Annotated in this window: 24 protein-coding genes and 1 pseudogene; 10 read left to right on the forward strand and 15 right to left on the reverse strand. The window is 70.8% G+C overall.

All coding sequences use genetic code 11. The annotated features are described in order from the left end of the window. Positions 1–183: 183 nt before the first annotated feature. On the forward strand, positions 184–936 hold the full coding sequence (locus ABT360_RS17135; protein WP_351816301.1) for an SLATT domain-containing protein: 753 nt from the start codon (positions 184–186) through the stop codon (positions 934–936). 39 nt (positions 937–975) lie between these two features. Here the strand turns inward: ABT360_RS17135 and ABT360_RS17140 are convergent, their stop codons facing one another. The 3 genes from ABT360_RS17140 to ABT360_RS17150 form a co-directional block, all read right to left on the reverse strand. Then, positions 976–1626, reverse strand: a complete 651-nt coding sequence (locus tag ABT360_RS17140; RefSeq protein WP_073756839.1) for a hypothetical protein — start codon at positions 1624–1626, stop codon at positions 976–978. A gap of 113 nt (positions 1627–1739) precedes the next feature. After that, entirely contained in the window at positions 1740–2420 is a 681-nt protein-coding gene (locus ABT360_RS17145) for a GntR family transcriptional regulator (RefSeq protein WP_351816304.1), read from the reverse strand. 66 nt (positions 2421–2486) lie between these two features. Beyond that, complete coding sequence (locus tag ABT360_RS17150; protein WP_351816307.1) at positions 2487–3860, reverse strand: aspartate aminotransferase family protein; 1374 nt, start codon at positions 3858–3860, stop codon at positions 2487–2489. Positions 3861–4078: 218 nt separating this feature from the next. Here ABT360_RS17150 and ABT360_RS17155 point away from each other — a divergent pair, with 218 nt between their 5' ends. The 3 genes from ABT360_RS17155 to ABT360_RS17165 all read left to right on the forward strand — a co-directional run bounded on the left by ABT360_RS17155 (position 4079) and on the right by ABT360_RS17165 (position 6190). Then, entirely contained in the window at positions 4079–4696 is a 618-nt protein-coding gene (locus tag ABT360_RS17155; RefSeq protein WP_351816310.1) for a type 1 glutamine amidotransferase family protein, read from the forward strand. Next, positions 4693–5166 carry a MarR family winged helix-turn-helix transcriptional regulator gene (locus ABT360_RS17160; protein ID WP_351816313.1) on the forward strand — a complete coding sequence of 158 codons (474 nt, stop codon included), beginning with the start codon at positions 4693–4695 and terminating at the stop codon, positions 5164–5166. Before ABT360_RS17155 ends, ABT360_RS17160 begins: the two co-directional genes overlap by 4 nt. A 235-nt stretch (positions 5167–5401) precedes the next feature. Beyond that, a complete protein-coding gene (locus ABT360_RS17165; protein WP_351816316.1) occupies positions 5402–6190 on the forward strand; it encodes a putative protein N(5)-glutamine methyltransferase in 789 nt (262 codons plus the stop codon). Here ABT360_RS17165 and ABT360_RS17170 read toward each other — a convergent pair. Continuing rightward, a complete protein-coding gene (locus ABT360_RS17170) occupies positions 6171–6602 on the reverse strand; it encodes a hypothetical protein (protein WP_444852260.1) in 432 nt (143 codons plus the stop codon). The two genes, ABT360_RS17165 and ABT360_RS17170, sit on opposite strands and share 20 nt — an antisense overlap. Before the next feature lie 156 nt (positions 6603–6758). On the opposite strand from ABT360_RS17170, the gene ABT360_RS17175 reads away from it, so the two are divergent. Genes ABT360_RS17175 through ABT360_RS17185 form a run of 3 tightly spaced genes read left to right on the forward strand, consistent with a single transcriptional unit; the run spans position 6759 to position 8309 of the window. Beyond that, positions 6759–7595, forward strand: coding sequence for a helix-turn-helix domain-containing protein (locus ABT360_RS17175; RefSeq protein ID WP_351816322.1), 837 nt, complete (start codon positions 6759–6761; stop codon positions 7593–7595). Next, the gene (locus tag ABT360_RS17180; protein ID WP_351816325.1) at positions 7592–7828 is read left to right on the forward strand and encodes a DUF397 domain-containing protein; all 237 of its coding nucleotides are present in this window, start codon (positions 7592–7594) and stop codon (positions 7826–7828) included. Before ABT360_RS17175 ends, ABT360_RS17180 begins: the two co-directional genes overlap by 4 nt. Positions 7829–7862: 34 nt before the next feature. After that, the gene (locus ABT360_RS17185) at positions 7863–8309 is read left to right on the forward strand and encodes an SRPBCC family protein (RefSeq protein ID WP_351816328.1); all 447 of its coding nucleotides are present in this window, start codon (positions 7863–7865) and stop codon (positions 8307–8309) included. A gap of 47 nt (positions 8310–8356) precedes the next feature. Here the strand turns inward: ABT360_RS17185 and ABT360_RS17190 are convergent, their stop codons facing one another. From ABT360_RS17190 to ABT360_RS17210, 5 genes are all read right to left on the reverse strand, one after another. Next, a complete protein-coding gene (locus ABT360_RS17190; RefSeq protein WP_351816331.1) occupies positions 8357–8758 on the reverse strand; it encodes a hypothetical protein in 402 nt (133 codons plus the stop codon). Further along, positions 8755–9018: a hypothetical protein gene (locus ABT360_RS17195; protein WP_351816334.1), complete on the reverse strand. Its 264-nt coding sequence runs from the start codon at positions 9016–9018 to the stop codon at positions 8755–8757. The genes ABT360_RS17190 and ABT360_RS17195 overlap by 4 nt, the downstream gene beginning before the upstream one ends. Before the next feature lie 105 nt (positions 9019–9123). Next, on the reverse strand, positions 9124–9483 hold the full coding sequence (locus ABT360_RS17200) for a hypothetical protein (RefSeq protein WP_351816337.1): 360 nt from the start codon (positions 9481–9483) through the stop codon (positions 9124–9126). A gap of 253 nt (positions 9484–9736) precedes the next feature. Next, complete coding sequence (locus ABT360_RS17205; RefSeq protein WP_351816340.1) at positions 9737–12742, reverse strand: FG-GAP-like repeat-containing protein; 3006 nt, start codon at positions 12740–12742, stop codon at positions 9737–9739. Between the two features lie 204 nt (positions 12743–12946). Continuing rightward, complete coding sequence (locus ABT360_RS17210) at positions 12947–13843, reverse strand: glycoside hydrolase family 19 protein (protein ID WP_351816343.1); 897 nt, start codon at positions 13841–13843, stop codon at positions 12947–12949. 154 nt (positions 13844–13997) lie between these two features. Here ABT360_RS17210 and ABT360_RS17215 point away from each other — a divergent pair. Then, a pseudogene (locus tag ABT360_RS17215) lies at positions 13998–14846 on the forward strand (substrate-binding domain-containing protein); the annotation flags it as partial. Positions 14847–14851: 5 nt separating this feature from the next. Beyond that, on the forward strand, positions 14852–16651 hold the full coding sequence (locus ABT360_RS17220; RefSeq protein WP_351816345.1) for a serine/threonine-protein kinase: 1800 nt from the start codon (positions 14852–14854) through the stop codon (positions 16649–16651). A gap of 30 nt (positions 16652–16681) precedes the next feature. Here the strand turns inward: ABT360_RS17220 and ABT360_RS17225 are convergent, their stop codons facing one another. Then, positions 16682–17965, reverse strand: a complete 1284-nt coding sequence (locus ABT360_RS17225; RefSeq protein WP_351816348.1) for an adenylosuccinate synthase — start codon at positions 17963–17965, stop codon at positions 16682–16684. 174 nt (positions 17966–18139) lie between these two features. Here ABT360_RS17225 and ABT360_RS17230 point away from each other — a divergent pair, with 174 nt between their 5' ends. Next, positions 18140–18961: a diacylglycerol kinase gene (locus ABT360_RS17230; protein WP_351816351.1), complete on the forward strand. Its 822-nt coding sequence runs from the start codon at positions 18140–18142 to the stop codon at positions 18959–18961. Between the two features lie 232 nt (positions 18962–19193). Here ABT360_RS17230 and ABT360_RS17235 read toward each other — a convergent pair whose 3' ends face one another. The 5 genes from ABT360_RS17235 to ABT360_RS17255 form a co-directional block, all read right to left on the reverse strand. After that, positions 19194–19898, reverse strand: a complete 705-nt coding sequence (locus tag ABT360_RS17235) for an SDR family oxidoreductase (protein ID WP_351816378.1) — start codon at positions 19896–19898, stop codon at positions 19194–19196. Continuing rightward, complete coding sequence (locus ABT360_RS17240) at positions 19874–20344, reverse strand: VOC family protein (protein WP_351816354.1); 471 nt, start codon at positions 20342–20344, stop codon at positions 19874–19876. Before ABT360_RS17240 ends, ABT360_RS17235 begins: the two co-directional genes overlap by 25 nt. Beyond that, positions 20341–21546 carry an MFS transporter gene (locus tag ABT360_RS17245; RefSeq protein ID WP_351816357.1) on the reverse strand — a complete coding sequence of 402 codons (1206 nt, stop codon included), beginning with the start codon at positions 21544–21546 and terminating at the stop codon, positions 20341–20343. The genes ABT360_RS17240 and ABT360_RS17245 overlap by 4 nt, the downstream gene beginning before the upstream one ends. Before the next feature lie 106 nt (positions 21547–21652). Then, positions 21653–22798, reverse strand: coding sequence for a ferritin-like domain-containing protein (locus tag ABT360_RS17250; RefSeq protein WP_351816360.1), 1146 nt, complete (start codon positions 22796–22798; stop codon positions 21653–21655). 19 nt (positions 22799–22817) lie between these two features. Further along, a complete protein-coding gene (locus tag ABT360_RS17255) occupies positions 22818–23624 on the reverse strand; it encodes a DJ-1/PfpI family protein (RefSeq protein ID WP_351816363.1) in 807 nt (268 codons plus the stop codon). Positions 23625–23829: the final 205 nt, after the last annotated feature.

Here is a 23829-nt window from a genome sequence, read left to right on the forward strand (position 1 = left end):
TTCGGGTGGGAAACGGGCGCGCCCCCTAGCTGATCAAGCCCCACTTGCGAGCGGAAATACCGGGATTTCGCGCTTCCGGCCCACCATTCGGCGGTAGGAAAGGGCATGCGCACCAGTACGCACACGCGCATCGCACCGCCCGCACGTTACGGATTGTCACGCAGAGCGCAGAGGAGTGCCCCGGTGAGCCAGCCGGAGATGCAGCCCGGGGGCCCCGCCCGGGGGGAGGGCGACAGCCACGACCGGTACGGCGGCCCCGGCGGCGATCTGACCGGGCGGCCGTTCCCGCTCGGCGACTGGGGCGAACCGGCGGAGCGGCTGGACGAGCTCTACCGGTGGGTCGAGGCGCAGGCGCTGCGTACGGCCGAGTGGTACCTGGAGGACCGCGCCTGGAAGCGGCGCGGCGCCCGGACGCTGCGGACCGGTACGGCGCTGGGCACGATCGCCGGCGCCGGGCTGCCGCTGCTGGACCTGACGGGCGCGCTGGACGGGGCGTCGGGCTGGGGGTACCTGTCCCTGCTGCTGGCCGCCGCGTGCCTGGCCTGCGACCGGTACTTCGGGTTCACGTCCGGGTGGATGCGGGACGTGGCGACGGCGCAGGCCGTGCAGCGGCGGCTCCAGGCGCTCCAGTTCGACTGGGCGGCGGAGAGCATCCGGGAGGTGCTGGGCCCGACGGAGGGTACGGCGAGCGAGGCGGCGGAGCGGTGCCTGGGGGTGCTGCGGCGGTTCTCGGAGGACGTGACGGAGCTGGTGCGGGCGGAGACGGCGGACTGGATGGTCGAGTTCCGGTCGGGCCCGGCGCCGCTGGTGATGCAGTCGACGCTCTCGTGTGCGCCGCCCCGGGCGGAGGGCGCCGCTCCGCCCTCGGGGCGGTTTCCGCTCCCCCCGGGCACCCGGCCCAACATGCCGCGCCAGCGCCCGCCGGAGCCCCGCTGACCCTGCCCCGCCGACACCCTGACGGATCAGCCGCCGGGTTCAGCTGAAGATGATCATCGAGCCCTGTCCGAGGCTGCGGGTGGCCGCCGCGTGAAGGCCGAGCCACACGTGCCGTTCGCGGGCGAAGGGGCTCTCGTCGTACGGGATCGGCCCGGCGGGCTCCTCCAGGGCCGTCGGGCGCTCCGGCGGGTGCGGCGCGGCCGGCGGGTTCGCGGGGTCGATGCCGATCGAGGGGGCGACGTACTCCAGCTCACGGAGCAGGCCCTGGGCGGAGCCGAGCGGGCCGCCGCCCGCCAGCAGCTCCTCGTTGGACAGCGGCGCGGGGAAGTCGACGGGGACGTACGCGCCCGCGTGGTCGTAGTGCCACACCAGGTGCGACTGCTGGGCCGTCGACTCGAACATCTCCAGCAGCTGCTCGTAGTCGCCGCCCAGCTCGTCGACCGGGGTGACGGCGAGGCCGCAGATCTGGAGCAGGTAGGCACGGCGCAGGAAGTGCAGGGCGTCGTAGTCGAAGCCGGCGACCGGCGCGACGTCGCCCGACAGGCCCGGCATGTAGGCGAAGACGGGCACCGTCGGCAGTCCCGACTCGGTGAGGGCCTTGTCGTAGGCGGCGATCTCTTCCGCGAAGGGGTTGTCGGGGCTGTGGCACAGCACGTCGACGAGGGGGACCAACCACAGGTCACAGGCCAAGGGAGACTCGCTCTCCTTCAGTCGGGTACGCGGCTACGGCAGGCGGTCGGGACAGCCTAGTGCGCGGCTCGGGTGCCCATCCCATACCCATGCGGGCTGGGCGGTAAGAGCCGTCAGCGCAGCCCGTCCAGATGGTCGGCCCAGCGCATCGAGTGCGCGTTGTACGCGTCGATGGACGCCATCACGGCGTCGGGGTCCCCGAGCGTGACCGCGTCGACGAGCTCCTCGTGGCCGTTCCAGAGCCATGCGCCGGGGTCGCGGGCGGCGCGCAGGTGCGGCACGGCGAACACCCAGGCCTGGACGCGCAGCCGGTGCAGGAAGTCGGCGATGTAGCGGTTGGCGACGAAGCCGCTGAGCTCGCGCCAGAACCTGAGGTCGTAGCCGATCAGGATGTCCAGGTCACCGGCGCGCGCCGCCCGTGCCGCCTCCTCGGCCCGCCGCCGCACCGAGACCAGCGGCGCCCCGTGCGCGTGGAGGGCGCCGGCCCGGTCGCACAGGCGGCGGAAGATGCCGTCCACGATGAGCGCGCGGGCCTCGACCATGCCCCGGTAGTCCTCGACCGAGAACTGGTGGACGCGGAAGCCCTTGTGCTGGTCGGAGTCGAGCAGGCCCTGTGCCGTGAGGTCGACCAGCGCTTCGCGTACGGGCGTCGCCGACACCCCGTACTGCTCGGCGATGTGCTTGACCGTGAACTCCTGCCCCGGCTGGAGACGCCCCGCGAGGACCTCGTCACGCAGCGCGTCCGCCACCTGCTGCCGCAGGGTGTTGCGGGTCACAGCTCCGCTCGCGGGCATGGCTTCTGGCCCCCTCCGTCCGGTTCCGGACACCTTAAGCCAGGCGGAGGGGGCGCACGGAGGTGGTTACACGGTGTGCTCGTCGGCCACCGCGAGCGCCGCGTCGAGGGCGGCGAGACCCTCCTTGGCCTCGGCCTCGGTGATGTTGCAGGCGGGGACGGCGTGGGTGCGGTTCATGTTGATGAAGGGCCACAGGCCGTGCTTCTTGCAGGCCGCGCCGAAGGCCGCCATGGGGGCGTTCGCGTCGCCGGTCGCGTTGTACGGGACGAGCGGCTCGCGCGTCTCCTTGTTGCGGACGAGCTCGAGCGCCCAGAAGGCGCCCAGCCCGCGCACCTCGCCGACGGACGGGTGGCGCTCGGCGAGCTCGCGGAGGCCCGGGCCGAGGACGTTCTCGCCGAGGTGGGCGGCCTGCTCGACGACCTTCTCGTCCTCCATGGCCCGGATGGTGGCGACGGCGGCGGCGCAGGCGAGCGGGTGCCCGGAGTAGGTGAGGCCGCCGGGGTAGGGGCGCTTGTCGAAGGTCGCGGCGATCTCCGCGGAGATGGCGACGCCGCCGAGGGGGACGTACCCGGAGTTGACGCCCTTGGCGAAGGTCAGCAGGTCGGGCACGACGCCGAAGTGGTCGGCGGCGAACCATGCGCCGGTGCGGCCGAAGCCGGCCATGACCTCGTCGAGGACGAGGACGATTCCGTACCGGTCGCAGATCTCGCGTACGCCGGCGAGGTAGCCGGGCGGCGGGGTCATGATCCCGGCGGTGCCGGGGACGGTCTCCAGGATGATCGCGGCGATGGACTGCGGCCCCTCGAAGGCGATCGTGTCCTCCAGGTGCGCCAGGGCCCGCTCGCACTCCTGCGCCTCGGTCTCGGCGTAGAAGGGCGAGCGGTAGAGGAACGGCGCCCAGAAGCGCACGACGCCCGCGGAGGCGGTGTCGGAGGCCCAGCGACGCGGATCGCCGGTGAGGTTGATCGCGGTGGAGGTGGCGCCGTGGTACGAGCGGTAGGCGCTCATGATCTTGGGGCGGCCCGTGTGCAGCCGGGCCATCCGGGCGGCGTTCTCGACGGCCTCGGCGCCGCCGTTGGTGAAGAAGATCTTGTCGAGGTCGCCCGGCGTGCGCTCGGCGATGAGGCGTGCGGCCTCGGAGCGTACGTCGATGGCGAAGGCGGGCGCGAAGGTGGTCATCTTCGCGGCCTGCTCCTGGATCGCGGCGACGACCTTGGGGTGCTGGTAGCCGATGTTGGTGTAGACGAGGCCGCTGGTGAAGTCGAGGTAGCGGTTTCCGTCGTAGTCCCAGAAGTACGCCCCCTCGGCGCCGGCGACGGCGAGCGGGTCGATCATCCCCTGGGCGGACCAGGAGTGGAACACGTGCGCGCGGTCGGCCGCCTTGACGGCGGCGCCGGCCTCGGGATCGGCGAGAGCAGCGGGATCGGCATGAGGGGTCATGCCGCCCAGGGTAAGGACGTGCTGGTGGATGCCGGTATGGCCATCTTGTATGCCGGAAGGCGCGGGGGTCGGCAGGGTGTCGGGCGTCGGACGCGGAGAAGGGGTATTGACAGCCTCCTGTCGTCATGACAGCATTCTGTCATCCGATCGAACGGCTGAACGGAATCCGTAGAACCGCCCGAAGCACCGCCCGAAGACGCGTCCACCAGGAGGCCGCCATGTCCGGCAGCGAATCCCGCACCAACCTCCGCAAGACCGTGCATCTCGCCGTCTACGACACGCTGGCCGACTGGGAGACCGGGCACGCCACCGCCTGGCTGGCGCGCAGCGGATACGACATCCGCACGGTCGGCCCCACCACCGAGCCGGTGAGCAGCATCGGCGGGCTGCGCGTCACCCCCGACCTCGCCCTGGCCGACCTCCGGCCCGAGGACAGCGCGCTGCTGATCCTCCCCGGCGCCGATCTGTGGGACACGGGCGACGACCTGGCGCCGTTCGCCGCCAAGGCCCGGGCCTTCCTGGACGCGGGCACGCCGGTGGCCGCCATATGCGGGGCCACCGCGGGGCTCGCCCGCGAGGGCCTGCTCGACGACCGGCCGCACACCAGCGCCGTCTCCTCCTACCTGGCGGCCACCGGCTACAAGGGCGGCGAGCACTACGTCGACACGGACGCGGTCACCGACGGCGATCTCATCACGGCGGGGCCCACCGAGCCGGTCGCGTTCGCCCGCGAAGTGCTGGGGAAGCTGGGCGCGTTCGAGGGCGCGAAGCTGGACGCGTGGTACCGGCTGTTCCACGACTCCGACCCGGCCGCCTTCGAGGAACTGAACTCGTGACCCGTGTCGAAAGGGAGTTGCAGGGCCTGCTCAGCCGCACGGCGCTCGGCGTGTTCCGGCTGAACGGCCAGTTTCTCGCCGTCTCGGAGAAGCTGGCCAGACCGGCGGGGCTCACCGCCGCGTGGTGGCAGGTCCTCGGAGCCGTGCTGTCCGAACCGCTGCCGGTTTCCGGGATCGCCCGCGCCATGGGCATCACCCGGCAGAGCGTGCAGCGCATCGCGGACCTGCTGGTCCACGAGGGCCTGGCCGAGTACCGGCCGAACCCGGCCCACCGGCGCGCCAAGCTCCTCGCCCCGACCCACCTCGGCCGGGTGACGATCGCCCGCATAGAGCCCGGTCACGCCGACCTGGCGGCCCGCCTCGCCACCGAGCTCGGCGAGGAGGCGTTCGCCGAGACGGCGGCGGTACTGGAGCGGCTGTCGGAGGCGCTGGACGCGGTCACGGCCTCGGAGCCGGCATCGCCGGCGTGAAACCCGGGTGATGGTGGCGCACCGCACCCGCCGGGAGCAGCCTGCACGGACGGCCATATCCCGTCCGCCCGGCACCCGTCGGGTAGTGTTGCCGTCTCCAGCAGGAGACCTACCGAGGAGGTGAGACCCATCAACGCCACGTCAGGCCGGGCTCTCCCCTCCCACGGCTCGTAGGACACGGGTCACCGAGTCACACGGGAGCGCCCCCAGGCATCCCGAAAGGCTTCCGCTTTCCATGTCCGCAACACCGGCTCCTCCTTCGCTCTCCGTCACCGTCACCAGGCTGCGCGCCGCCGGATGCGTATTCGCCGAGGACGAAGCGGAGTTGCTGCTGTCCACCGCCCGCACACCCGGTGAACTCGACGCCATGGTCGAGCGCCGCGCCGCCGGGCACCCGCTGGAACACGTGGTGGGCTGGGCCGAGTTCCGTGGCCTGCGCATCACCGTCGACGAGGGCGTCTTCGTGCCGCGCCGCCGCACCGAGTTCCTCGTCACGCAAGCCGAGTCCCTCGCCCCGCCCGGAGCCGTGGTCGTCGACCTGTGCTGCGGTTCGGGCGCGCTGGGCGCCGCCCTGGTCTCGGCGCTGGACGGCGCCGAACTGCACGCGGCCGACATCGACCCGGCGGCCGTGCGGTGCGCCCGGAGGAACGTCACGGCCGCCGGGGGCCGGGTGTACGAGGGCGACCTGTACGACCCGCTCCCGGCCGCGTTGCGGGGCCGCGTCGACGTCCTGCTCGCCAACGTCCCCTACGTCCCGACCGGGGAAGTGGAGCTGCTGCCCGCCGAGGCCCGTGTGCACGAGGCCCGGGTCGCGCTCGACGGGGGCGCGGACGGGCTGGACGTGCTGCGCCGTGTGACCGCCGAGGCACCGGCCTGGCTGGCACCGGGCGGCAGCCTGTTGTTCGAGACCAGTGAGCGCCAGGCTGCCGCCGCCGCGGCCGTCGCCGCCGCCGATGGGCTCGTCCCGCGCGTGGTGACCTGTGAGGACCTGTACGCCACGGTGGTCATCGCGACTCGGGTGTAGAGGTCACCCGGTGGACGGCCGCCAGGATGCTGCGCAGCAGGTACGGATGGACGAACCGGTCGGCGGCGGTCGGTGGACACCGCCACGCGAGCGGCCAGGTACGCCCACCGAGTGCGGGCACCGGTACGTAACTCACCGTGCCGTGGCACGCGTTGAACGGCATCGCGCCGGGCGGCCAGGCACGACCCGCCGTGCTGCCCGGCGGGAGGAGGAAGTACACGCCCCGGCGCCCGTTCGCCTCGATGACGACGGGCCCCGGTTCGCCTCCGGTCATGTACTCCAGGAGGTCGGCGGCCCGGCGCCCGTCGTCCCCGTCGACGCGTACGGCGTCGAATTGCACGCCGGCTTTACGGAGTTGGAATCCCGATGCCGGAATCCATTCGATGTTCGGGTGGCAACTTGGCGCATTCACAGGGACATCGTGGACCGCCACGGCTAGCGTTTTCCACGGCTGCGGAAGCACGTCGGAACCGCGTTGACCTGCGCTAACGGCGTCCGACGGCAGTCGAATTCGGCGGGGTCGGGTTGTGACCGGTTGAGACCGGTTGAATCGAGGCGGTGACGCACTTTGGCGCGAACCGAGAACAAGGAAACGGCGGGTCCGGCGACGCGACTCGTGGCGGACATGGCGCGCAAGATGCGCGTCCGGAAGGGATGGACACAGGACCAGCTCGGCAAGGAGATCGGCTTCACGGGAGCGGCGGTCAGCGCCATGGAAACCTGCGCCCAGCCCGCGAGCGACGCGATGCTGGTGCAGCTGGAGAAGGTGCTGGGCGACGGGCTGGGCCTCTTCGAGCAGGCGCGGCTGTATGTGCGGCTGGACAAGTATCCGGAGCAGTTCAAGAACTACGCCTTGCTGGAGCAGAAGGCGGTGAGCCTGTCGCTGTACGCGACGCTGGTGGTGCACGGACTGTTCCAGACGGAGGAGTACACGAGGGCGCTGATCGGCGGTGGGTATCCGCCGCTTCCGGAGCGGCGGGTGGAGGAGCTGGTCGAGGCGCGGATGGCCAGGAGGGAGCTGTTCGAGCGGGAGCCGGTGGCGCTGATCGAGCTGGTCCTGGAGGAGTCGGTGCTGCGGCGGACGATCGGGAACGAGGACGTCATGCGGGGGCAGTTGCTGCACCTCGCGGAGTGCGCGCGGAGGCGGAACGTGACGGTTCAGGTGCTGCCGCTGGAGTGTGGGCTGAGCGGGGAGCACGCTGGTGCGAGGGGCGGCATGACCCTGGTGGAAACCCCTGAACACGACCACCTCGTGTACCTGGAACCCCAGGACGAAAGCCTGTTGATCAAGGACCGGGCGAAGGTCAGTACGTACGGGCAGCGGTATGCGAGGATCCGAGCCCAGGCCCTCGACACCCGTGAATCGCTGGGCCTCATCGAACGGTTGGCAGGAGAGCAGAGATGAGCAGCACCCTGCGGTGGTTCAAGTCCAGTTACAGCAGTGACAGCGGCGGCGAGTGCGTCGAAGTGGCCTTCGACTGGCGTACGTCCTCGTACAGCAGCTCCAGCGGCGGAGAGTGCGTCGAGGTCGCCGTCTGCCCCCACACCGTCCACGTCCGTGACTCCAAGAACCCCGACGGCCCCGCCCTCGCCCTCGCCCCGGCTGCCTGGGGGACCTTCCTCGACTGGGCCGAGTAGGGTTATTCGTAGAAATGACCCGAAAGGGGGCGACATGTCCGCGATCAGGCAGAGCGTCGAGATCTCCCGTCGCCCCGAGGACGTCTTCTCCTACCTGACCGACTCCTCCCACCTGCCCGAATGGCAGGAGAGCGCCCTGTCGGCCAGTCCCGTGGGAGACGACCTCGTGGGTGTGGGCTCGCGGGTCAGGGTGACCCGGCAGATGGGTCGTCGGCGGATGCCGATGACCATGGAGATGCGCGAGTACGACCCTCCACGGAGCTTCCGGTTCGACGGTATCGACGGCCCCGTCCGGGCCCATGTGCACGGGACGGTCGAGCCGATCGGCGACGGCGAGCGGTCGCGCGTGACACTGGACGTGGACTTCGAGTCGCACGGGATCGGCAAGGTGCTCGTGCCGCTCGTCGTCCGCCCGCAGGCGAAGAAGGAAATACCGAAGAACGAGCAGCACCTCAAGGACATCCTTGAGGCGCGCCCATAGGCGGCGCGGGACCCGGACGCGCTCCGGGCCCCGCACCGATTCGTTCGTCAGCGCTGTTCGGGCAGCCTGATCGTCCGTACCAGCGGCATGTCCGCGTACAGCTCCGGCTCCGCCGTCAGCACCGGTCGGCCGTCCGGCCAGTCCGGCGTCGGGCGTGACAGGTGGATCGCGTGGCCGAGCCGCCACTCCACCCCGTCCCGCATGAGCGCGCCCACGGCGCAGACGCCCGCGAAGTCAAGCTCCACGATCTCGGCGGCGGGCAGCGCGCCCACGTGCTCGGCGAGGCCCTTACGGACGCCGTCTGCGGCGGTGAGGCACATGGCGGGGACGTACACGTGCCGGGTGGGGCCGCGCTGGGTGTTCGCGATGAACTGGGACGCCAGGACGTTGCCGGAGCCCAGTGCGAGCAGTGCGGACTCGTCGTAAACGACAGCAGTGGACCGGCTCACAGGCTGTCCACAGGCCGCCCGGCCTCCAGCTCCTGCCAGACCTGCTCCACACGGTCGTGGTCCTGGTTGGTGAGCGTGACGCCGAAGTGCGTCTCGCAGTACGCCTTGGTCTCCTCGTACCGCTTCCGGAGTTCTTCCTTGGTGGGCGTCGCCCCGGCCAGCTCGGCGATCAGGTCCCGCATCGTCATGCCGCGCTCCCGCGCGAGCACCATGAGACGGTCACGGACAGCAGGATCAACCTTGACGGTGGTGTCGGCCATAACGACAGTATACCGGCGGTATACCGTCTCGGGCGGGTCAAGCAACGTGGTCATTTCGAACCCTTCTCCTGGTTGGCCCGGCCACGGAGCGGTGGCCGGGAGCTTTCAGCAGCGGCGGCGCAGGACCTGCCGGACCGTCGCACTGCCGCGCTGGGCCGCCGAGACGAAGCCCGCGACGGCGGGCGATCGGGTCGGCTCGCAGCGGGAACAGGAGGCGCCTTCGTCCCTGCGCGTCAGCCGGCGCAGATAGCGGGCGTCCTCCAGCTCCTGGAGAGCGGAGCCAATCCGGTCACGGCCTTCCTTGCGCTGCTCGGACAGCTTGCGGATGGACGCCTTGGCGCCGTTGGGAAGGCTGACGAGATAGGTGAGGAGCCCCACCGCGCACCACGAGATGGTGGCGTCGCGCAGGAGGGCGTTGCTGAAGATGGTGAAGGCGCGCGTGGGCGCGGTACGGTACACACGCATCGGGAGTTCTGGCTCCTGGTGTCGAGCCCCCGGATGTTGGCGCATCGCGGGGGCGTTTCGTTTGTGTGCCGCGAATGTAGCGCCACGCGAAGCGGACCCCGCAATCAACAACCTTTAGTCATACGGTCATTCGAAAACCGAAGGCCTGAAAACCGGTCTCCGGCGCGACCTGCGGCTTCGCCGCGAAAAGGGGTGGCCACCCGCCGGTGGCCACCCCTTTGTCATATGCCGAATTCACCCCTGCGGGTGAGGCTCAGTACAGCGTGCCGCGCGCGCCCCAACCCGAGCCGATCTGGACCGTGGGGCCGAACGTGCCGTTGCCCCTGCCGCTGTTGCGCAGCAGCTTGCCGTTGGTGTCGCGGGAGACGAGGTCGTTCTTCCCGTCCCCGTCGATGTCCCCCGCGCCGATGATGGCGTCGCGGCCGGCTCCCCAGTCGCTGAAGACCAGGACCCGGGTGTGGAAGGCACCCGTGCCCGTGCTGCGGTGGCGCCACAGTTCGCCACCGGCGTCGCGGGCGAGCAGGTCGGCGTGGCCGTCCCCGTCGAGGTCGCCCGCGCCGATCAGGGTGAGGCCGTTCCACTTCCCGGCGATCTTGACGCCCGCCTTGATGCCACCCGCCCGGTTGTCCGCGTACAGGTAGAGGTCGCCCGTGGAGCGCTGGCGGGCCAGCAGGTCGGAGCGGCCGTCGCCGGTCATGTCGCCGGGGTTGAGCAGCACGTCGAAGGCGTTGAAGCCCGCGCCGACCTTCGCCTTGGGGCTCGTGGGGCGGGGGACCCCGGCGCACTTGGCGCTGTGGCGGTACAGCTCACCCGTGGTGGTGCGGGTGAGGACGTCGTTGCAGCCGTCGTTGTCCAGGTCGCCGAAGGGGACGACGGCGCTGACGCCGGTCCATCCGGTCGACGTCGTCGACGTGCCCTTCACCGGCTCGTGGGCGCTCAGCGCGCCGCCGCTGCGGGCGAACAGCTCGCCGACGCCGTCACGGTCGTAGTCCCGGAACGGCAGGTACACGTCGGCGACCTGGATGGTCCCGGTGCGCACCGCGCGCGGGCCGCTGCCGTCGCCGGGGTCGGCGGTGAGCGTCCAGGTGTAGTGGCCGGCGGGTACGGGGGTGCCGTCCGCATCCTTGCCGTCCCAGGACATCGAGGTCTGCGCCCCGAAGCGGTCGGCGGAACTCCAGCCGGCCACGGTCGTACCGGCCGGGTTCTTGAACTCGATGCTGGTGCGGAGGGCGGGCCGCGACAGCTGCCAGGAGCCGTGCCAGCCCCTGTCCCCGCCGTTCGCGACGTTCAGCACCGTGGTGTCCTGGCGCTCCTCGATGACGGCGATCGGGGAGCGCGGCACGGTCACCGGTTTGATGTGGATGCGTTCCTCGGCGTCCGTGAACGCCACGTGCCCGCCGAACTTGTCGACGGACCAGTCGGCGTCGGCCGGGACGGAGGCGAAGTCGGCCGTCCTGACGGCCGCCGGGTCGCCCGTGTGGAAATCGGTGAGCGTGAGCTTCCCGGCCGCGCGGTCCTTGCGTACCACGAACCCGTCACCGAGCTGCGTCTCGCCGAACGGCACGGGGGTACTCAGCCGGGTCTTCTGGTCCCAGACACCCGCCTTGGCGCCCTTGGCACAGCTCCAGTGGATCCAGCGGCCCACGGCCTGGAGCCGGTCGGGGGTGCAGCCGGAGCCGATCGCGAGGGCCGACGACGTCGCCTTCGTCTTCACGTCGTACCAGGAGACGGTGGAGGGCTTGGCGGGGTCGGACAGCCAGACGGTGGTGCCCCACACCGTGGACGCGGCCCTGCCGCTGAAGGAGCGGGTACTGAACTGCCGCTGGAGGTCGCCCACGTACTGGGTGGTGGCGGTGCCCGACACGACGTATGGGCCGGAGCCGCCGGACAGCCGTCCGTACATCCCGTCGGCGTGCTCCCCTGTGAGCCCCCCGATGACGTCGGTGTTCGTCTGGTGCGCCGCCTCGCCGTTGCCGAGCGGAACCAGGGCGTCGACCAGGGTGGGCAGACCCCGGACCATGACCCGCCTGTCCGCCGTGGGGGTTCCGGTGATGGACAGGAGGTGCCGGTACAGCCCCGAGGAGGACGACACGTCGGCCGTGGCCCGGTAGTGCAGCGCCCCGGCGCCCAGGGTGAGGCCGTCCACGGTCGTGGGCGCGGTCGGGACGTCCTGGACCTTGGTGATCACCGGCACGCCGTCCGCGTCGAGACCGACCCGGCGCACCGCCCAGTCCGTCGCGCCGGTGCCCCCGGTGACGAGCAGGCTGCCGTCGGGGGCGGCCTGCGGACGCGCGGCGGAGTGCGCCAGCAGGAAGCGTGTCTGGCCACCGCCCACGGGGACGGCGTGGAGCTGTACGCCGGGCAGGGCGGTCTTCCCGCTCTCAGGGGTCCAGCCGAACACGATCCAGTCGCCGATCACCGCCTCCGAGCCCCGGTAGTACTGGTATCCGTTCGGCGGCTTGGGGAGCTGCGTCACGACGGGCGTCGCCATCGGGTTGTCACGCGGCACGGTACGAACCTGGTTCGCGGCGTCGCCGCCGTAGCGGTCCAGCAGGTGCCGCTCCCCGAACTGTTCGAGGTCGACGTCCCCGTGGTCGGGCATCTCCCGCAGTTCGGCAGTGGCGTAGTCGACGAGGTACTCCTTCTCGACCGCGCGGTCCGGTGTGGCCAGGAACACCACCGCACCCTTGACCGTCAGGTCGTAGGCGGCACCGTGCATCAGGTCGAAGCCGCCGGGTACACCGGTGACCGGCTGCTCGACCGGCTTCCCCTCCCGCATCCGTACGACACCGAGCGAGGCGAGCGAGCCGTCCGCCGCCGACCGTGACACCAGCACCGAATCGGCGGTGAACCCCCGGGTCCAGTGCGTGCCCTCCGGCAGCGTCACCTTCCGCACCTCGGTGGAGCCCAGCGTGGTGATGCTCACCGTCCGGGGCGCGCCCGGGGTCTCGGGGTCGAGCGCCGCGCGCATGCCCCCGTACCCGCTGCCGGTGGCCGTCAGCGGGGTGGTCGCGCCGGTCGCGTAGTCCGTCCAGAGGGTGCCGGCGACACCTTCCCGCTGGTGCAGGAAGCCGGTGGCGCCCGCTTCGAGCACCTTGTCGGCACGCGGCTGGTAACGGACGGGCGCGGGCACCACGACCTCGGCCGCCGGGCCGTCCGTCGCGTACGCCGCTCCCGGGAACAGGGGCACGAGGGTGCCCGCCAGGGCGACGGAGAGGACGACGGACGCACCGGAGCGCGTCAGGGCATGACGTTGCAAGGATCCCTCCCCAGGAACCGAAGAGGCGGGAGAGGCGGCGCGGCGGCTCGCCATCGCTGACAGGTCCCGCCCGGCCCCCCGGCCGTGCCCTCCCCCGCAAGACGCTGGATCGTAACAGGAGCCCCACGCACCACGTCAGTAACTTCGAACGCGTTCAGCAAAGGGGCGGCCACCCGCCGGTGGCCGCCCCCTGCACGAGGTGTCTCAGCAGCTCAGGTTCGAGCCGGCCGGGACGCCCAGGATCTGGGTGAAGCGCTGGTAGTTGTTGATGCGGCTCTGGACCTGCGCCGGGTTCTTTCCGTCGCACTCCAGGGAGCCGTTGATGGAGCGGATGGTCTGGCCGAAGCCGGCGCCGTTGACCATGGCGTTGTGGGGGGTCATGGTGCCGGGGCCGTTCTGGGTGTTCCAGTACCAGAGGCCGGTCTTCCAGGCGATGGGCGCCTCGCGCTCGACGCGGTGGGGGTTGTTGAGGAGGTCGATGCCGAGGGCGTCGCCGGCCGCCTTGTAGTTGAAGTTCCAGCTGAGCTGGATCGGGCCGCGGCCGTAGTAGGCGGCCTGGCCGGCCGGGCAGCCGTAGGGCTGGTTGCGGTCGCAGTAGTGCGGGTAGTTGGCGGTGTTCTGTTCCACGATGTGGACCAGGCCGCCCGTCTCATGGCTGACATTGGCCAGGAACGCGGCCGCCTCCTGCTTCTTCACCGTGTCGCTGCCGGTGTTGGCGAAGGCGGGGTAGGCGCTGAGCGCGGCGGTCAGGCCGCTGTAGGTGTAGAAGGAGTTCCGGTTCGGGAACATCTGGTTGAACTGGGCCTCGCTCACCACGAAGCCGGACGGGGACGGAGTCGGCGTACCGCCACCGCCACCGCACGCACCCTGGTCGGACCAGACGTCGGCCGAGCCGGGACGTTCGTTCTGGGTCCACCACTTCGCCAGCCAGTTGCGGCCGTTGTACGAGGCGGTCTTGCCGCCCGTGTAGACGGTGGAGGAACTCCACGGCGCCGCGCACTCGGCGGCCGAGGCGGTGGACGCGGGGAGGACGACGGCCAGACCGACGGCCGTGGCGAGAGTGACGAGAGTGGCGAACAGGGTCAACAGGCGTCGCAGCATGGAGCCGGCCCTTCCGTGGGGGAATGTGCCATACGGAAGCGCGAATGGTCTGTACCTGTCAAGGTCTGGACCAGCGCTTGTTACGGTTGAACATTGGGCGAACTCCCGCTCACTACACGCGTGTTCGAGACACGACGTCCCTACCGTGAGGCGCGTGGAGTGGCTGAATCCCGAGAATGTCATCGCCGTCGCCACGGCCCTGCTCGGCGTCCTCGTCTCGGCCGCCATGCTCTGGTACGAGCGCCGCGTACCGCGCCGCAAGAGGATCGGTCACCGCCTCCAGCTCGACACGCCCATCGGCAGCGACGCCCGCAACGGCGGCCGCGCCACCGTACGGCTCGGGCTGTTCAGCGAGACCCCCGACATGTCCGACGCCACCCTCGTCCTGCTCCGCGTCGAGAACGACGGCGCCCAGTCCATCGCCGGGGACGACTACACCGCGCGGGGGCCCCACGGCCTCACCGTGGAGTTCACCGACCGGACCGTGCGGGCCATCGCCGTCACCCAGTCCCCCGGCGCCGACCACCTCATGGAGCACTTCACCGCCGCCGCGGGACTCCAGCACCGCGACGGCACCATCCACCTCCCCCGCGTCCCCCTCAACCGCGGTGAGCACTTCAAGCTCCTCGTCCTGCTGACCGGTGCCGGCGTCGGCAGCCCGGTCACCGTCACCGGCGGCATCCGGGACGGCAAGGTACGGCCCAACCGGGCCGCGACGCCCGACGAGAAGCCCCCGCTCTTCAGCCGGGCCGCCTGCACCGTGACCGTCGTCCTCACCGCCTGCGTCATCGCGCTCGCAGCCATCATCGTCGTACGGGACGACTCGCCCCCGCCCATGGGCTGCGCCAGGGGCACCCTGACCGTCACCGGCTCGACGGCCTTCGCACCCGTCGTACGCGAGCTGGCGGACAAGTACCAGAAGGACTGCCCCGGCGCGACCGTCCAGGTCGACGCCCACGGCAGCACCGCCGGGATCCGGGAGCTCGCCGAGGAAGGGGCGAAGTTCACGTGGAGCCTCTGAGTGGTGAAGACCCCGTCCAGATCGGTCCCTTCCGCCTGCTCGGCAGGCTGGGGTCCGGCGGTATGGGCCGCGTGTACCTGGCCAGATCCGCCGGTGGCCGCACCGTCGCGGTCAAGGTCGTGCACACCGAGCTGGCCGCCCGGGACGAGTTCCGGCGCCGCTTCGCCCGTGAGGTCGCCGCGCTGGAGAAGGTCGGGGGCGTGGGCACGGCGCCCGTGCTCGGTGCGGACACTGCCGCCGAGGCGCCCTGGGTGGCCATCGGGTACGTCGCCGGGCCGTCCCTGCGCACCGTGGTCGGGAACGAGTACGGGCCGCTTCCGGCGGCGTCCGTGCGGTCGCTGGCCGTCGGGCTGGCCCGCGCCCTGGAGCACATCCACGCCGCCGGGCTGGTCCACCGGGACCTGAAGCCCGCCAACATCCTGCTCACCGTCGACGGGCCCCGCCTCATCGACTTCGGCATCGCCCGCGCGGTCGACACCGTCACCGACGGCGGGCTCACCAGCACGGGGGCGGTCGTCGGGTCGCCCGGTTTCATGTCGCCCGAGCAGGTGCGGGGCGAGCGGCTCACCCCCGCGTCGGACATCTTCTGCCTCGGCTCGGTCCTGGCGTACGCGGCGACCGGCCGCGCCCCGTTCGGCACCGCCGACAGCGGCGTGCACGCCATGATGTTCCGCATCGCCCACGACGAGCCGGACCTCGCCGGGCTCCCCGCCGAGCTGGACGGGCTCGTCCGCGGCTGCCTCGCCAAGGACCCGGCCGCCCGCCCCACCGCCGCCCACCTGGCCACGCACGTCGAGGCCACCGACCCGTGGCTGCCCGCCGGGCTGCTCGCCCAGCTGGGCCGCCTCGCCGCCCGGCTCCTGGACCAGGACGGCGACCCCACACCCGTCCCCCGCGAGCCGCGCCGGAGCCGGCGCCCGCTCCTCATCGGGGCCGCCGCTCTGGCGGTCGCCGCCGCGGTGACGGTCGCGGTCACGGTCACCCACCGCATGTCGGACCGGTCCGGCACGGCCGGGAACACCGTGGACCCCGAGCCCGGCAACGCCGTCCCCGCCGCCTTCCTCGGTGCCTGGGAGGGCGTGCTCAAAGGCACCGACACCGCTCCGTACGAGACCGCCCGGATCGAGATCACCCAGGGCGCGCCGGGCGACAAGGCGGGTGTCTACGTACATGTCGGCGGCGAGCGGCTGTGCATGGGCCGGTCGAGCCTCGTCTCGGCGAACGAAGACAAGATCGTGTTCGGCGAGAGCGACGTGACCACGAGCGTGCCCGCCAAGCGCTGCACTCCGGCCGCCCACCAGACGCTCACCGTGCGTTCCCCGGACGTGCTGGAGTGGTCCTCGGGCGCGGCGACCGCCACCTTCCGCAAGGCCCGGTCCGGGCCGGCGGTCGTGCCGGAGGCGTTCCTCGGGCACTGGAAGGACGTCCCGCACCCCGACGTGTCCGACCCCCAGCAGCACCTCTACAGCCACGAGGTGATCATCACCCAGGGCCCGGTCGGCGCGCCGCTGGTCCGGTTCGAGCAGGACTACCCGCAGACCGACGAGGAGACCGGCGAGCCACTGTCCGGCACGGTCCACTGCGAGGAGACCGCCGTCCTCGGCGGCGCCGGCGCCCTGCTCGTGCTGGGCCCGGCCACGGTCGACGCCGCCGCGTCCGACCGGGAGTGCACCGCCTCGGGCGCGTCCGCGAACCTGCGGATCCAGCGCGTCGACGGCAAGGACCGGCTGCTGGTGTACGGGATGGACGCGGACGGGGAGCCCGGCGAGTTCTCCAAGGAGAACTGACCGGGCTCCCTGTTCAGCGGCTTGCCGGATCTACAGGAACGAGTTGATCTCGATCGTCTCGGTGCGGCCGGGGCCGACACCGATCGCGGAGATCGGGGCGCCCGACATCTCCTCCAGCGCCTTCACGTACGCCTGCGCGTTCTTCGGCAGGTCGGAGAAGGTCTTCGCCTTGCTGATGTCCTCGGACCAGCCGGGCAGGTACTCGTAGACCGGCTTCGCGTGGTGGAAGTCCGTCTGCGAGTAGGGCAGCTCCTCGACGCGCTTGCCGTCGATCTCGTACGCGACACAGACCGGGATCTGCTCCCAGCCGGTGAGCACGTCGAGCTTGGTGAGGAAGAAGTCGGTCAGGCCGTTGACGCGGGTGGCGTACCGGGCGATGACCGCGTCGAACCAGCCGCAGCGGCGGTCGCGGCCGGTGGTGACGCCCCGCTCGCCGCCGATGCGGCGCAGCGCCTCGCCGTCCTCGTCGAACAGCTCGGTCGGGAACGGGCCGGCGCCGACACGCGTGGTGTACGCCTTGAGGATGCCGATGACCCGGCTGATCTTCGTGGGACCCACGCCCGCGCCGGTGCAGGCACCGCCGGAGGTCGGGTTGGAGGAGGTCACGAAGGGGTACGTGCCGTGGTCGACGTCCAGGAGGGTGCCCTGGCCGCCCTCGAAGAGGACGACCTTGCCCTCGTCGATGGCGTTGTTGAGGATCAGCGTCGTGTCGGCGACGAAGGGCTTGATCTGCTCCGCGTACCCGAGCATCTCCTCGACGATCCGGCCCGGCTCGATGGCGCGGCGGTTGAAGACCTTGGCGAGGAGCTGGTTCTTCTGCTCCAGCGCCGCCTCGACCTTCTGCGTCAGGATCGACTCGTCGTACAGGTCCTGGACGCGGATGCCCACGCGGTTGATCTTGTCGGCGTACGTCGGGCCGATGCCGCGCCCGGTCGTGCCGATCTTGCGCTTGCCGAGGAACCGTTCCGTCACCTTGTCGAGGGTGACGTTGTACGGAGTGATCAGGTGAGCGTTACCGCTGAGCAGCAGCTTCGACGTGTCAACGCCACGCTCGTTCAGCCCGCTCAGCTCGGAGAGCAGGACCGCCGGGTCGACGACGACACCGTTTCCGATCACCGGGGTGCACCCCGGCGAGAGGATTCCGGAAGGGAGAAGGTGCAGCGCGTACTTCTGGTCGCCTACGACAACCGTGTGGCCGGCGTTGTTGCCGCCCTGGTAGCGCACCACATAATCAACGGATCCACCGAGGAGGTCGGTGGCCTTTCCCTTGCCCTCGTCACCCCACTGAGCACCGAGCAGCACAAGTGCGGGCACAGGCGTACACCCCTTCCGGGCGGGGCATGTCCAAGGCGCGGGGAGTACAGACGTCGTACGACGGTGTACGACACAACCTGAGCCGTCGGACCGGGTGCCCCGGAATAGACGAAGCCCCTGGCGCAATAGCGCAAGGGGCTCTTGCACAAAGATGCTACCCGAGGAAGGACCGAGGTGTCGGCTCCCGACCAGCTGCTGGTCGTCATCGACGCGGTCGCGCGCCGGAACGACGGGGAATCCGTACGGATCGCGAAGGACGTCCTGTGCGCCGGGGCCAGGGTGAAGGTGTGCCTCCCGGACACCCCGGCGGAGTTCGCCCGGGCCCTTTCGCGGCGGGGTTCGCGGCGGCCGGTGGTCATCGGTGACGACCGGGCGCTGCTGCGAGCGGTGGCGCAGCTGCACCGGGAGCGGGAGCTGGCCGACGGGGCGCTGTCGCTGGTTCCGGTGGGGCCGCGCGGTGCGGTGGAGCTGGCCGGGGCGCTGGGCGTGCCGCTCGGCGCGGTGGCCGCCGCGCGGGCGGTGCTGGACGGGGCGGCGCGGCGGCTGGACCTGCTGGTCGACGACAGCGACGGCGTGGTGGTGCGGGGGCTGCGGATCCCGGCGGGGCCCGCGGGTCCGGCGGTGGTCGAGCCCCCGTCGGTGTGGGGCACCTGCCGGTCGCTGGTGCGGACGCTGGTCCGCCCGGCGCCTTCCGTTCCCGGGATGCGCCCGGCGACCCGGACGCACCGGCTGCGGGTCGAGGCCGACGGGCGGCTCCTGAGCGACCTGGACGACCCGGTCGAGGGTGTGACGGTGCTGTCCCGCGGCGGGGTCGCGGAGGTCGTCGTCCGCCCCCGGGCGGCGGAGCCGGTGCGGGTGGAGGCGACCGCGATCACCGTCTCGGGCGCCTCGTTCCGCTACCGCGCCGACGCCCTGCTCACGGGCCCGGTGGGCACCCGCACCTGGACACTGCGCCCCTCGGCGTGGTCGCTGACCCTGCCCGTGCCCGGAGGCTAGGGCCTCTTGCGATGCACGGCACCGGACGCCACTCCCTGATCCAGCCTGATCCAAACGAAAGACCCTAGGGCGGCTGCCGGCCCAGGCGGCACCGTCGAACGGGAGCGAAACCGGATCGAGCAGCACCGGGCCCGGGGGCACCCGCCGCGACGAGCGCGGCCGGGTGCACCTCACCACCGCCACCACCGCGGCCCTCACCACCTGGCTCCGGAGATGATCGGCCGGACAGGTCCTAGTTGATCTGGCCCACCGGTCGCATGGTGACGTGGTTGATGTCCAGGCCCTTGGGCTGGTTGATCGCGAACAGGATCGCGTCGGAGATCTGCTCCGCGGTCATGGTCGGGGCCTCTTCGGGGAGTCCGCCCCGGTTGTCCCAGAACGGGGTGTCGACCATCCCGGGGGCGACGAGGGTGACGCCGACACCATCCTTGGTGACCAGCAGCCGGGTGTTCTCCGCCAGGGCGTGAGCAGCCCACTTGGTCACCGAGTACAGGTTGCCGGCGGTGTTCTTCACGCCGGCGACCGAGCCGACGATGACGATGCGGCCCCGGGACTCCTTCAGGTGCGGCAGCGTCGCCCGCACGAGCAGCGCCGGGCCCAGGACGTTGGTGAGGACCATGGCACGCATGGCGTCCGGGAGGTGGTCTTCCAGGGTGCCGGGGAGGGAGAACCCGGCGTTGGCGATGACGTTGTCCAAACGGCCCCAGGACTGCACGGTCTGCCGTACGACAGAGGTGATGTGGCTGTCGTCGCTGGTGTCGCCGGGGACGGTCATGAGCCGGTCCCGGTCTCCGGTGGACGCGGCGAAGGCCGCGAGGCGGTCGGCATCGCGGGCGGTGATGACGACGCGGTGGCCCTGCTTGAGCAGCGCTCGGGCCGTGGCGGCGCCGATGCCGGTCGAGCCGCCGGTGATCAGCGTGACGCGTTCCACGGATATGCCTCCTCGTTGATGGCGGGCATCGGGTCCCCGCCGGGGTTCCATGCATCGATGAATGAGGGCTGACGTGTGATCTCGACCAGTTCGAGATTGGCTCCGATCCCCGGAACCCGGTGGTAGGCGAACGGGCGGCCGTAGGGGCAGCCGGAGAACTCCTCCGGCATACCGTTGGCGGTCAGCCGTTCGGTCCCGGCCTCGATGTTCGAAGTCCAGAATCCGATGTGGTGAAAGCCGGGTTCGCTGGTGTCTCCCCACGGCCCGCCGGGGGCCGCTTCGATCAGCTCGATGAACGGGGCGCCGCCTGTGGTGAAGACGATCCGGTACTCCCACTCGCCGATGCGGGCTTTCACCGGTTTCTGCCAGCCGACCGCCGCCGCGGTGGTGAGGTCGCGCATCGCGGCTTCCAGATCCGGAACGGTGAAGCACACGTGATACAGGCCGGTCACAAGCTCTCCCGGACAGGCTCGGCAGCCGGCGTGGTGCCGGGCGCCGGGAAGGCGTTCCGGCGCGCACCGATCGCGAGGACGAGCGCGAGGGCGAACACGGCGAAGGACACCCATGGCAGCGCGGGCACCCCGGACAGGCCGAGGCTGAGGCCGCCGGTCAGGGAACCGAGGGCCATGCCCGCGTTCAGGACGGTCACGATCATGGCCTGGGCCACCTCGGCCTCCGACCCGGCCGCCTTGGCGGAGGCCGCCTGGAACATCGTCGGCGCAAGCCCCAGCGCGAAGCCCCAGGCCGCGGTGGTGACGACGACGATCCACCCGTTGGTGCCGGCGACGGCGAAGACGGCCATGCAGGCGGTGAACAGGCCAAGAGTGCCGACGACGACGGCGCGGAGATTCCTGTCGATGAACGCTCCGGCGGTGAACAGTCCGGCCATCGCTGCTACGCCGAAGGCGAGCAGGACGACGTCGACGCTTCCACCGAGCCCCGCCCGCTTCAGGTAGGGGGCGATGTAGGTGTAGAGGTTCATGTGGCCGACCTCGAACAGCAGCGCGGCGATGAGGATCGCCGCCAGCCCCGGAAGCAGGAACACCCGCCGCACCGGAAGGCGGCTCGTCGCCGGCTCGCCGGGGAAGGGAGTGACGGTGGCCTGGATCCAGAGCGCGACGATCAGGGCGAGGCCGCCGATGGCGGCGAAGGTGTAGCGCCACCCGACGAGGTCACCGGCCCAGGTGCCGAGCGGCACGCCGAGAGCGAGAGCAGTCGGGACGCCCGCCATCGACACCGCGAGGGCACGGCCCTTGAGCGGTTCGTCGACCAGGCGCATGGCGTATCCGGCGATCATGGCCCACTGAACGCCTGCGGCCATTCCGGCAAGGGCGCGGGCCGTCATGGTCAGGGCGTAGCTGGAAGAGACGGCGGTGAGTATGTTGACCAGGGCGACGGCGGCGACGGTGGCCACCAGAACCGGCCTGCGGGGCAGCCCGCGTGTGAGCGCGGTCAGGGGTATGGCGGCGATGACGGAACCGGCGGCGTACACCGTCAGGAGCTGCCCGGCCTGCGCTTCGGAGACGGTCAGTCCGTCGCTGAGGTGCGGGAGCAGGCCGGCGGGGACGGTTTCGGTGAGCATGGTGAGGAACCCTGCGGTCGCGAGCGCGAGCAGGGCCCCGAGCGGAAGGCGATTGCTTGCGTGTGATGTCACGGTTGTGACACTCCCCCTTGGTGTTGTGAAGCCCAACCCTCGTTTCGCGAGGCGCCATTGGGCCCGATGATCGATCATTGGGTCCAACGGTCGACCGTAGTGGGTGTCAGACGCCGTTCGTATTGATGAAGCGCGGCCCGTAGAAGACTGGCTGATTCAGATCGGTGTACCGGCCCAGGGCTTTGAACTCTGCCGGGTACAGGCGCTCGAGCGCCTGCACAGCGGTCTCCGGGACTTGATGGCGCATGATGTTGAAGCAGGACCGTACGCGCATCTGGTCCATCTGCGTCACCGCGGCGCCAAGGGAGGGCCACCAGGTCTCCACAGGGCCGTTCCAGGCCCGGTCCAGTGCGTCCATCATCAGGGTGTAGGCGTCGTCGAACCCTTCCAGTTCCTTTCGGACCTCGGACGCATTGGGGTCGAGCGCGAGGAGCTTGGCGTACCCGTCGGAGGGGACGGCGAGGGTGTTGATGACCACCGGCCACACGATCTCTTCGCCCTGGAAGAAGTCCGGCTCGTTCTCCCGCGAGATCGTGACTCCACTCTCGGGCGGGAGGTAGCGGCGGCCGTAGCGCAGCTCGGCGAAGCGGGCGTAGTGGGACCCTTCCTTCTGGAAATCCTCGCCGGCTTCGACCGTTCCCTCGCCTTCGCCCTCTCCCTGTTCGGTGATGATGTCCAGACCGCGGTGGAATTGCTCCACCGGGTCGGCACCTTCTTCCGGTGCGAAGGTGAGGTACCCGAGGTTCCCGCCGACCTGGTTTGCCGGGCCCCCTCGCTCGACCGCGCGGCGCAGCGCGTCCTTGTGCGCGTCGATCGCCTCCCGGATGGCGTCGTAGAAGGCGCCGATGGTCGGGTAGGGCGCGCTGCGCTGCCGGGAGTTGAGCATGAACGCCGGGGCTTCCAGGCGCATGAAGTTCTCCAGCGAGCGCGGGGAGAGCTGAGCGAGGATGACCGGGAGGTCGGGAGCCACCCCGCCCGGCAGGCCCCGCGTCGCGTACTTCGGTGCCAGCGTGCGGATACGCGGGCTGCCGCCGAGGGCGGCGACCATGTTGGCGGCGATGGCCATGTGGACCATCTCCTCCATCAGCACACTGCGGATGGTGTTGTACGAGGGGTAGTTCTGCACCTCCAGCGAGTACATGGCCGCGCAGTACAGCGGCATCGTCGAGTGCTCCAGCGCCACAGCGGTCTGAAGCGCTCCGCGTATCCAGTCGACGTCCCGCAGTGCGACGGGGGTGACCTGACCGGTCATGGGTGGCCTCCTGCCGGTCTCAGAGGCTGTCGTCGGTCTTCGCCGGGAACAGCATCGGTTGGAACAGGTCCTGGAAGGAGGTCTCCAACTCGGGGTGGTGGTAGAACTCGGGGCCCTGCTCCTCGAAGATCGCGTCGCCGATGCCGCCGTAGGTGTCGAACATCATCGCGACGATGGTGCCGACCTCCCGGCCGAAGTAGTGGGCGACCAGGGCGACGGTGCCGCCGTTGATCCCGTAGGAGCCGGTGAAGGTCCAGATGCGGGAGGACGGGTTGGCCACCCACATGCGCCGGTTCTCCGGCACGTTGAAGCCTTCCTCACGCATGCCTCGACCGATCGCGGCGACGGAGGTGATGGTCTCGTCGTTGACGATGCCGGCGCGGACGATCGCACCGACACCGGAGCAGTTCGCGGCGATGATCTTCCCGGCCTCGTGGTGCCGGCGGATCGCCTTCAGGACCCGCTCATCGGACAGGATCGCGCCGGAACCGACGCCGCCGGGGATGTAGAGGATGTCGAACAGGTCGTCCTCGGTCAGCACGCCGTCGGCGACGACGTTGGTGCCCATCTGCATCTTGATCACGCCCGGCTCCAGGGAGACCAGCCGTACATCGAGGTCTCGGGGGGCGGCTTCGCGCTGCCAGGGAGCGATGGAACCGTTCAGCACCATCGCGGTGCCCTTGAAGATCTCGGTCGGAGTGAGGCAGTCCTGCTCGGAGACGGACTCGTAGCCGAGGATGCCGATGGAGTTGATCTGAGTGGTGATGGTGCCGGGCACCTGCTGCGGTTCCGGCCGGCGTCCACGCATGGAAGTGGGAGTGCTCACGGTGTGTCACCCTTCGCTGAAGTAACAGGCCAGAGGCGTCCGGTCGTGGACCAGCCCCCGTCCTGCACACTCACACCGGCCGGTGCCCGGGTTCAAATAAGGGAGCGCGCGGGGGGGCATCACTGCCCTGTGGGTCACCTGCGCCGTTATCTCTGATCACTCGGTCTCTTATTTGGATTGGCTCCCGCGCCTCCCTAGGTTCGTA

Origin of the sequence: Streptomyces sp. NPDC000229 (genome assembly GCF_040300825.1) — a bacterium.
Classification (GTDB): domain Bacteria; phylum Actinomycetota; class Actinomycetes; order Streptomycetales; family Streptomycetaceae; genus Streptomyces.

What these genes read in the sequence shown, in the direction of transcription:
- ABT360_RS17145 (WP_351816304.1), bottom strand. Translation starts at nt 2,420, where the DNA reads ATGCCCGCGAGCGGAGCTGTGACCCGCAACACCCTGCGGCAGCAGGTG.
- ABT360_RS17150 (WP_351816307.1), bottom strand. Translation starts at nt 3,860, where the DNA reads ATGACCCCTCATGCCGATCCCGCTGCTCTCGCCGATCCCGAGGCCGGC.
- ABT360_RS17155 (WP_351816310.1), top strand. Translation starts at nt 4,079, where the DNA reads ATGTCCGGCAGCGAATCCCGCACCAACCTCCGCAAGACCGTGCATCTC.
- ABT360_RS17165 (WP_351816316.1), top strand. Translation starts at nt 5,402, where the DNA reads ATGTCCGCAACACCGGCTCCTCCTTCGCTCTCCGTCACCGTCACCAGG.
- ABT360_RS17180 (WP_351816325.1), top strand. Translation starts at nt 7,592, where the DNA reads ATGAGCAGCACCCTGCGGTGGTTCAAGTCCAGTTACAGCAGTGACAGC.
- ABT360_RS17185 (WP_351816328.1), top strand. Translation starts at nt 7,863, where the DNA reads ATGTCCGCGATCAGGCAGAGCGTCGAGATCTCCCGTCGCCCCGAGGAC.
- ABT360_RS17195 (WP_351816334.1), bottom strand. Translation starts at nt 9,018, where the DNA reads ATGGCCGACACCACCGTCAAGGTTGATCCTGCTGTCCGTGACCGTCTC.
- ABT360_RS17200 (WP_351816337.1), bottom strand. Translation starts at nt 9,483, where the DNA reads ATGCGTGTGTACCGTACCGCGCCCACGCGCGCCTTCACCATCTTCAGC.
- ABT360_RS17210 (WP_351816343.1), bottom strand. Translation starts at nt 13,843, where the DNA reads ATGCTGCGACGCCTGTTGACCCTGTTCGCCACTCTCGTCACTCTCGCC.
- ABT360_RS17250 (WP_351816360.1), bottom strand. Translation starts at nt 22,798, where the DNA reads ATGACCGGTCAGGTCACCCCCGTCGCACTGCGGGACGTCGACTGGATA.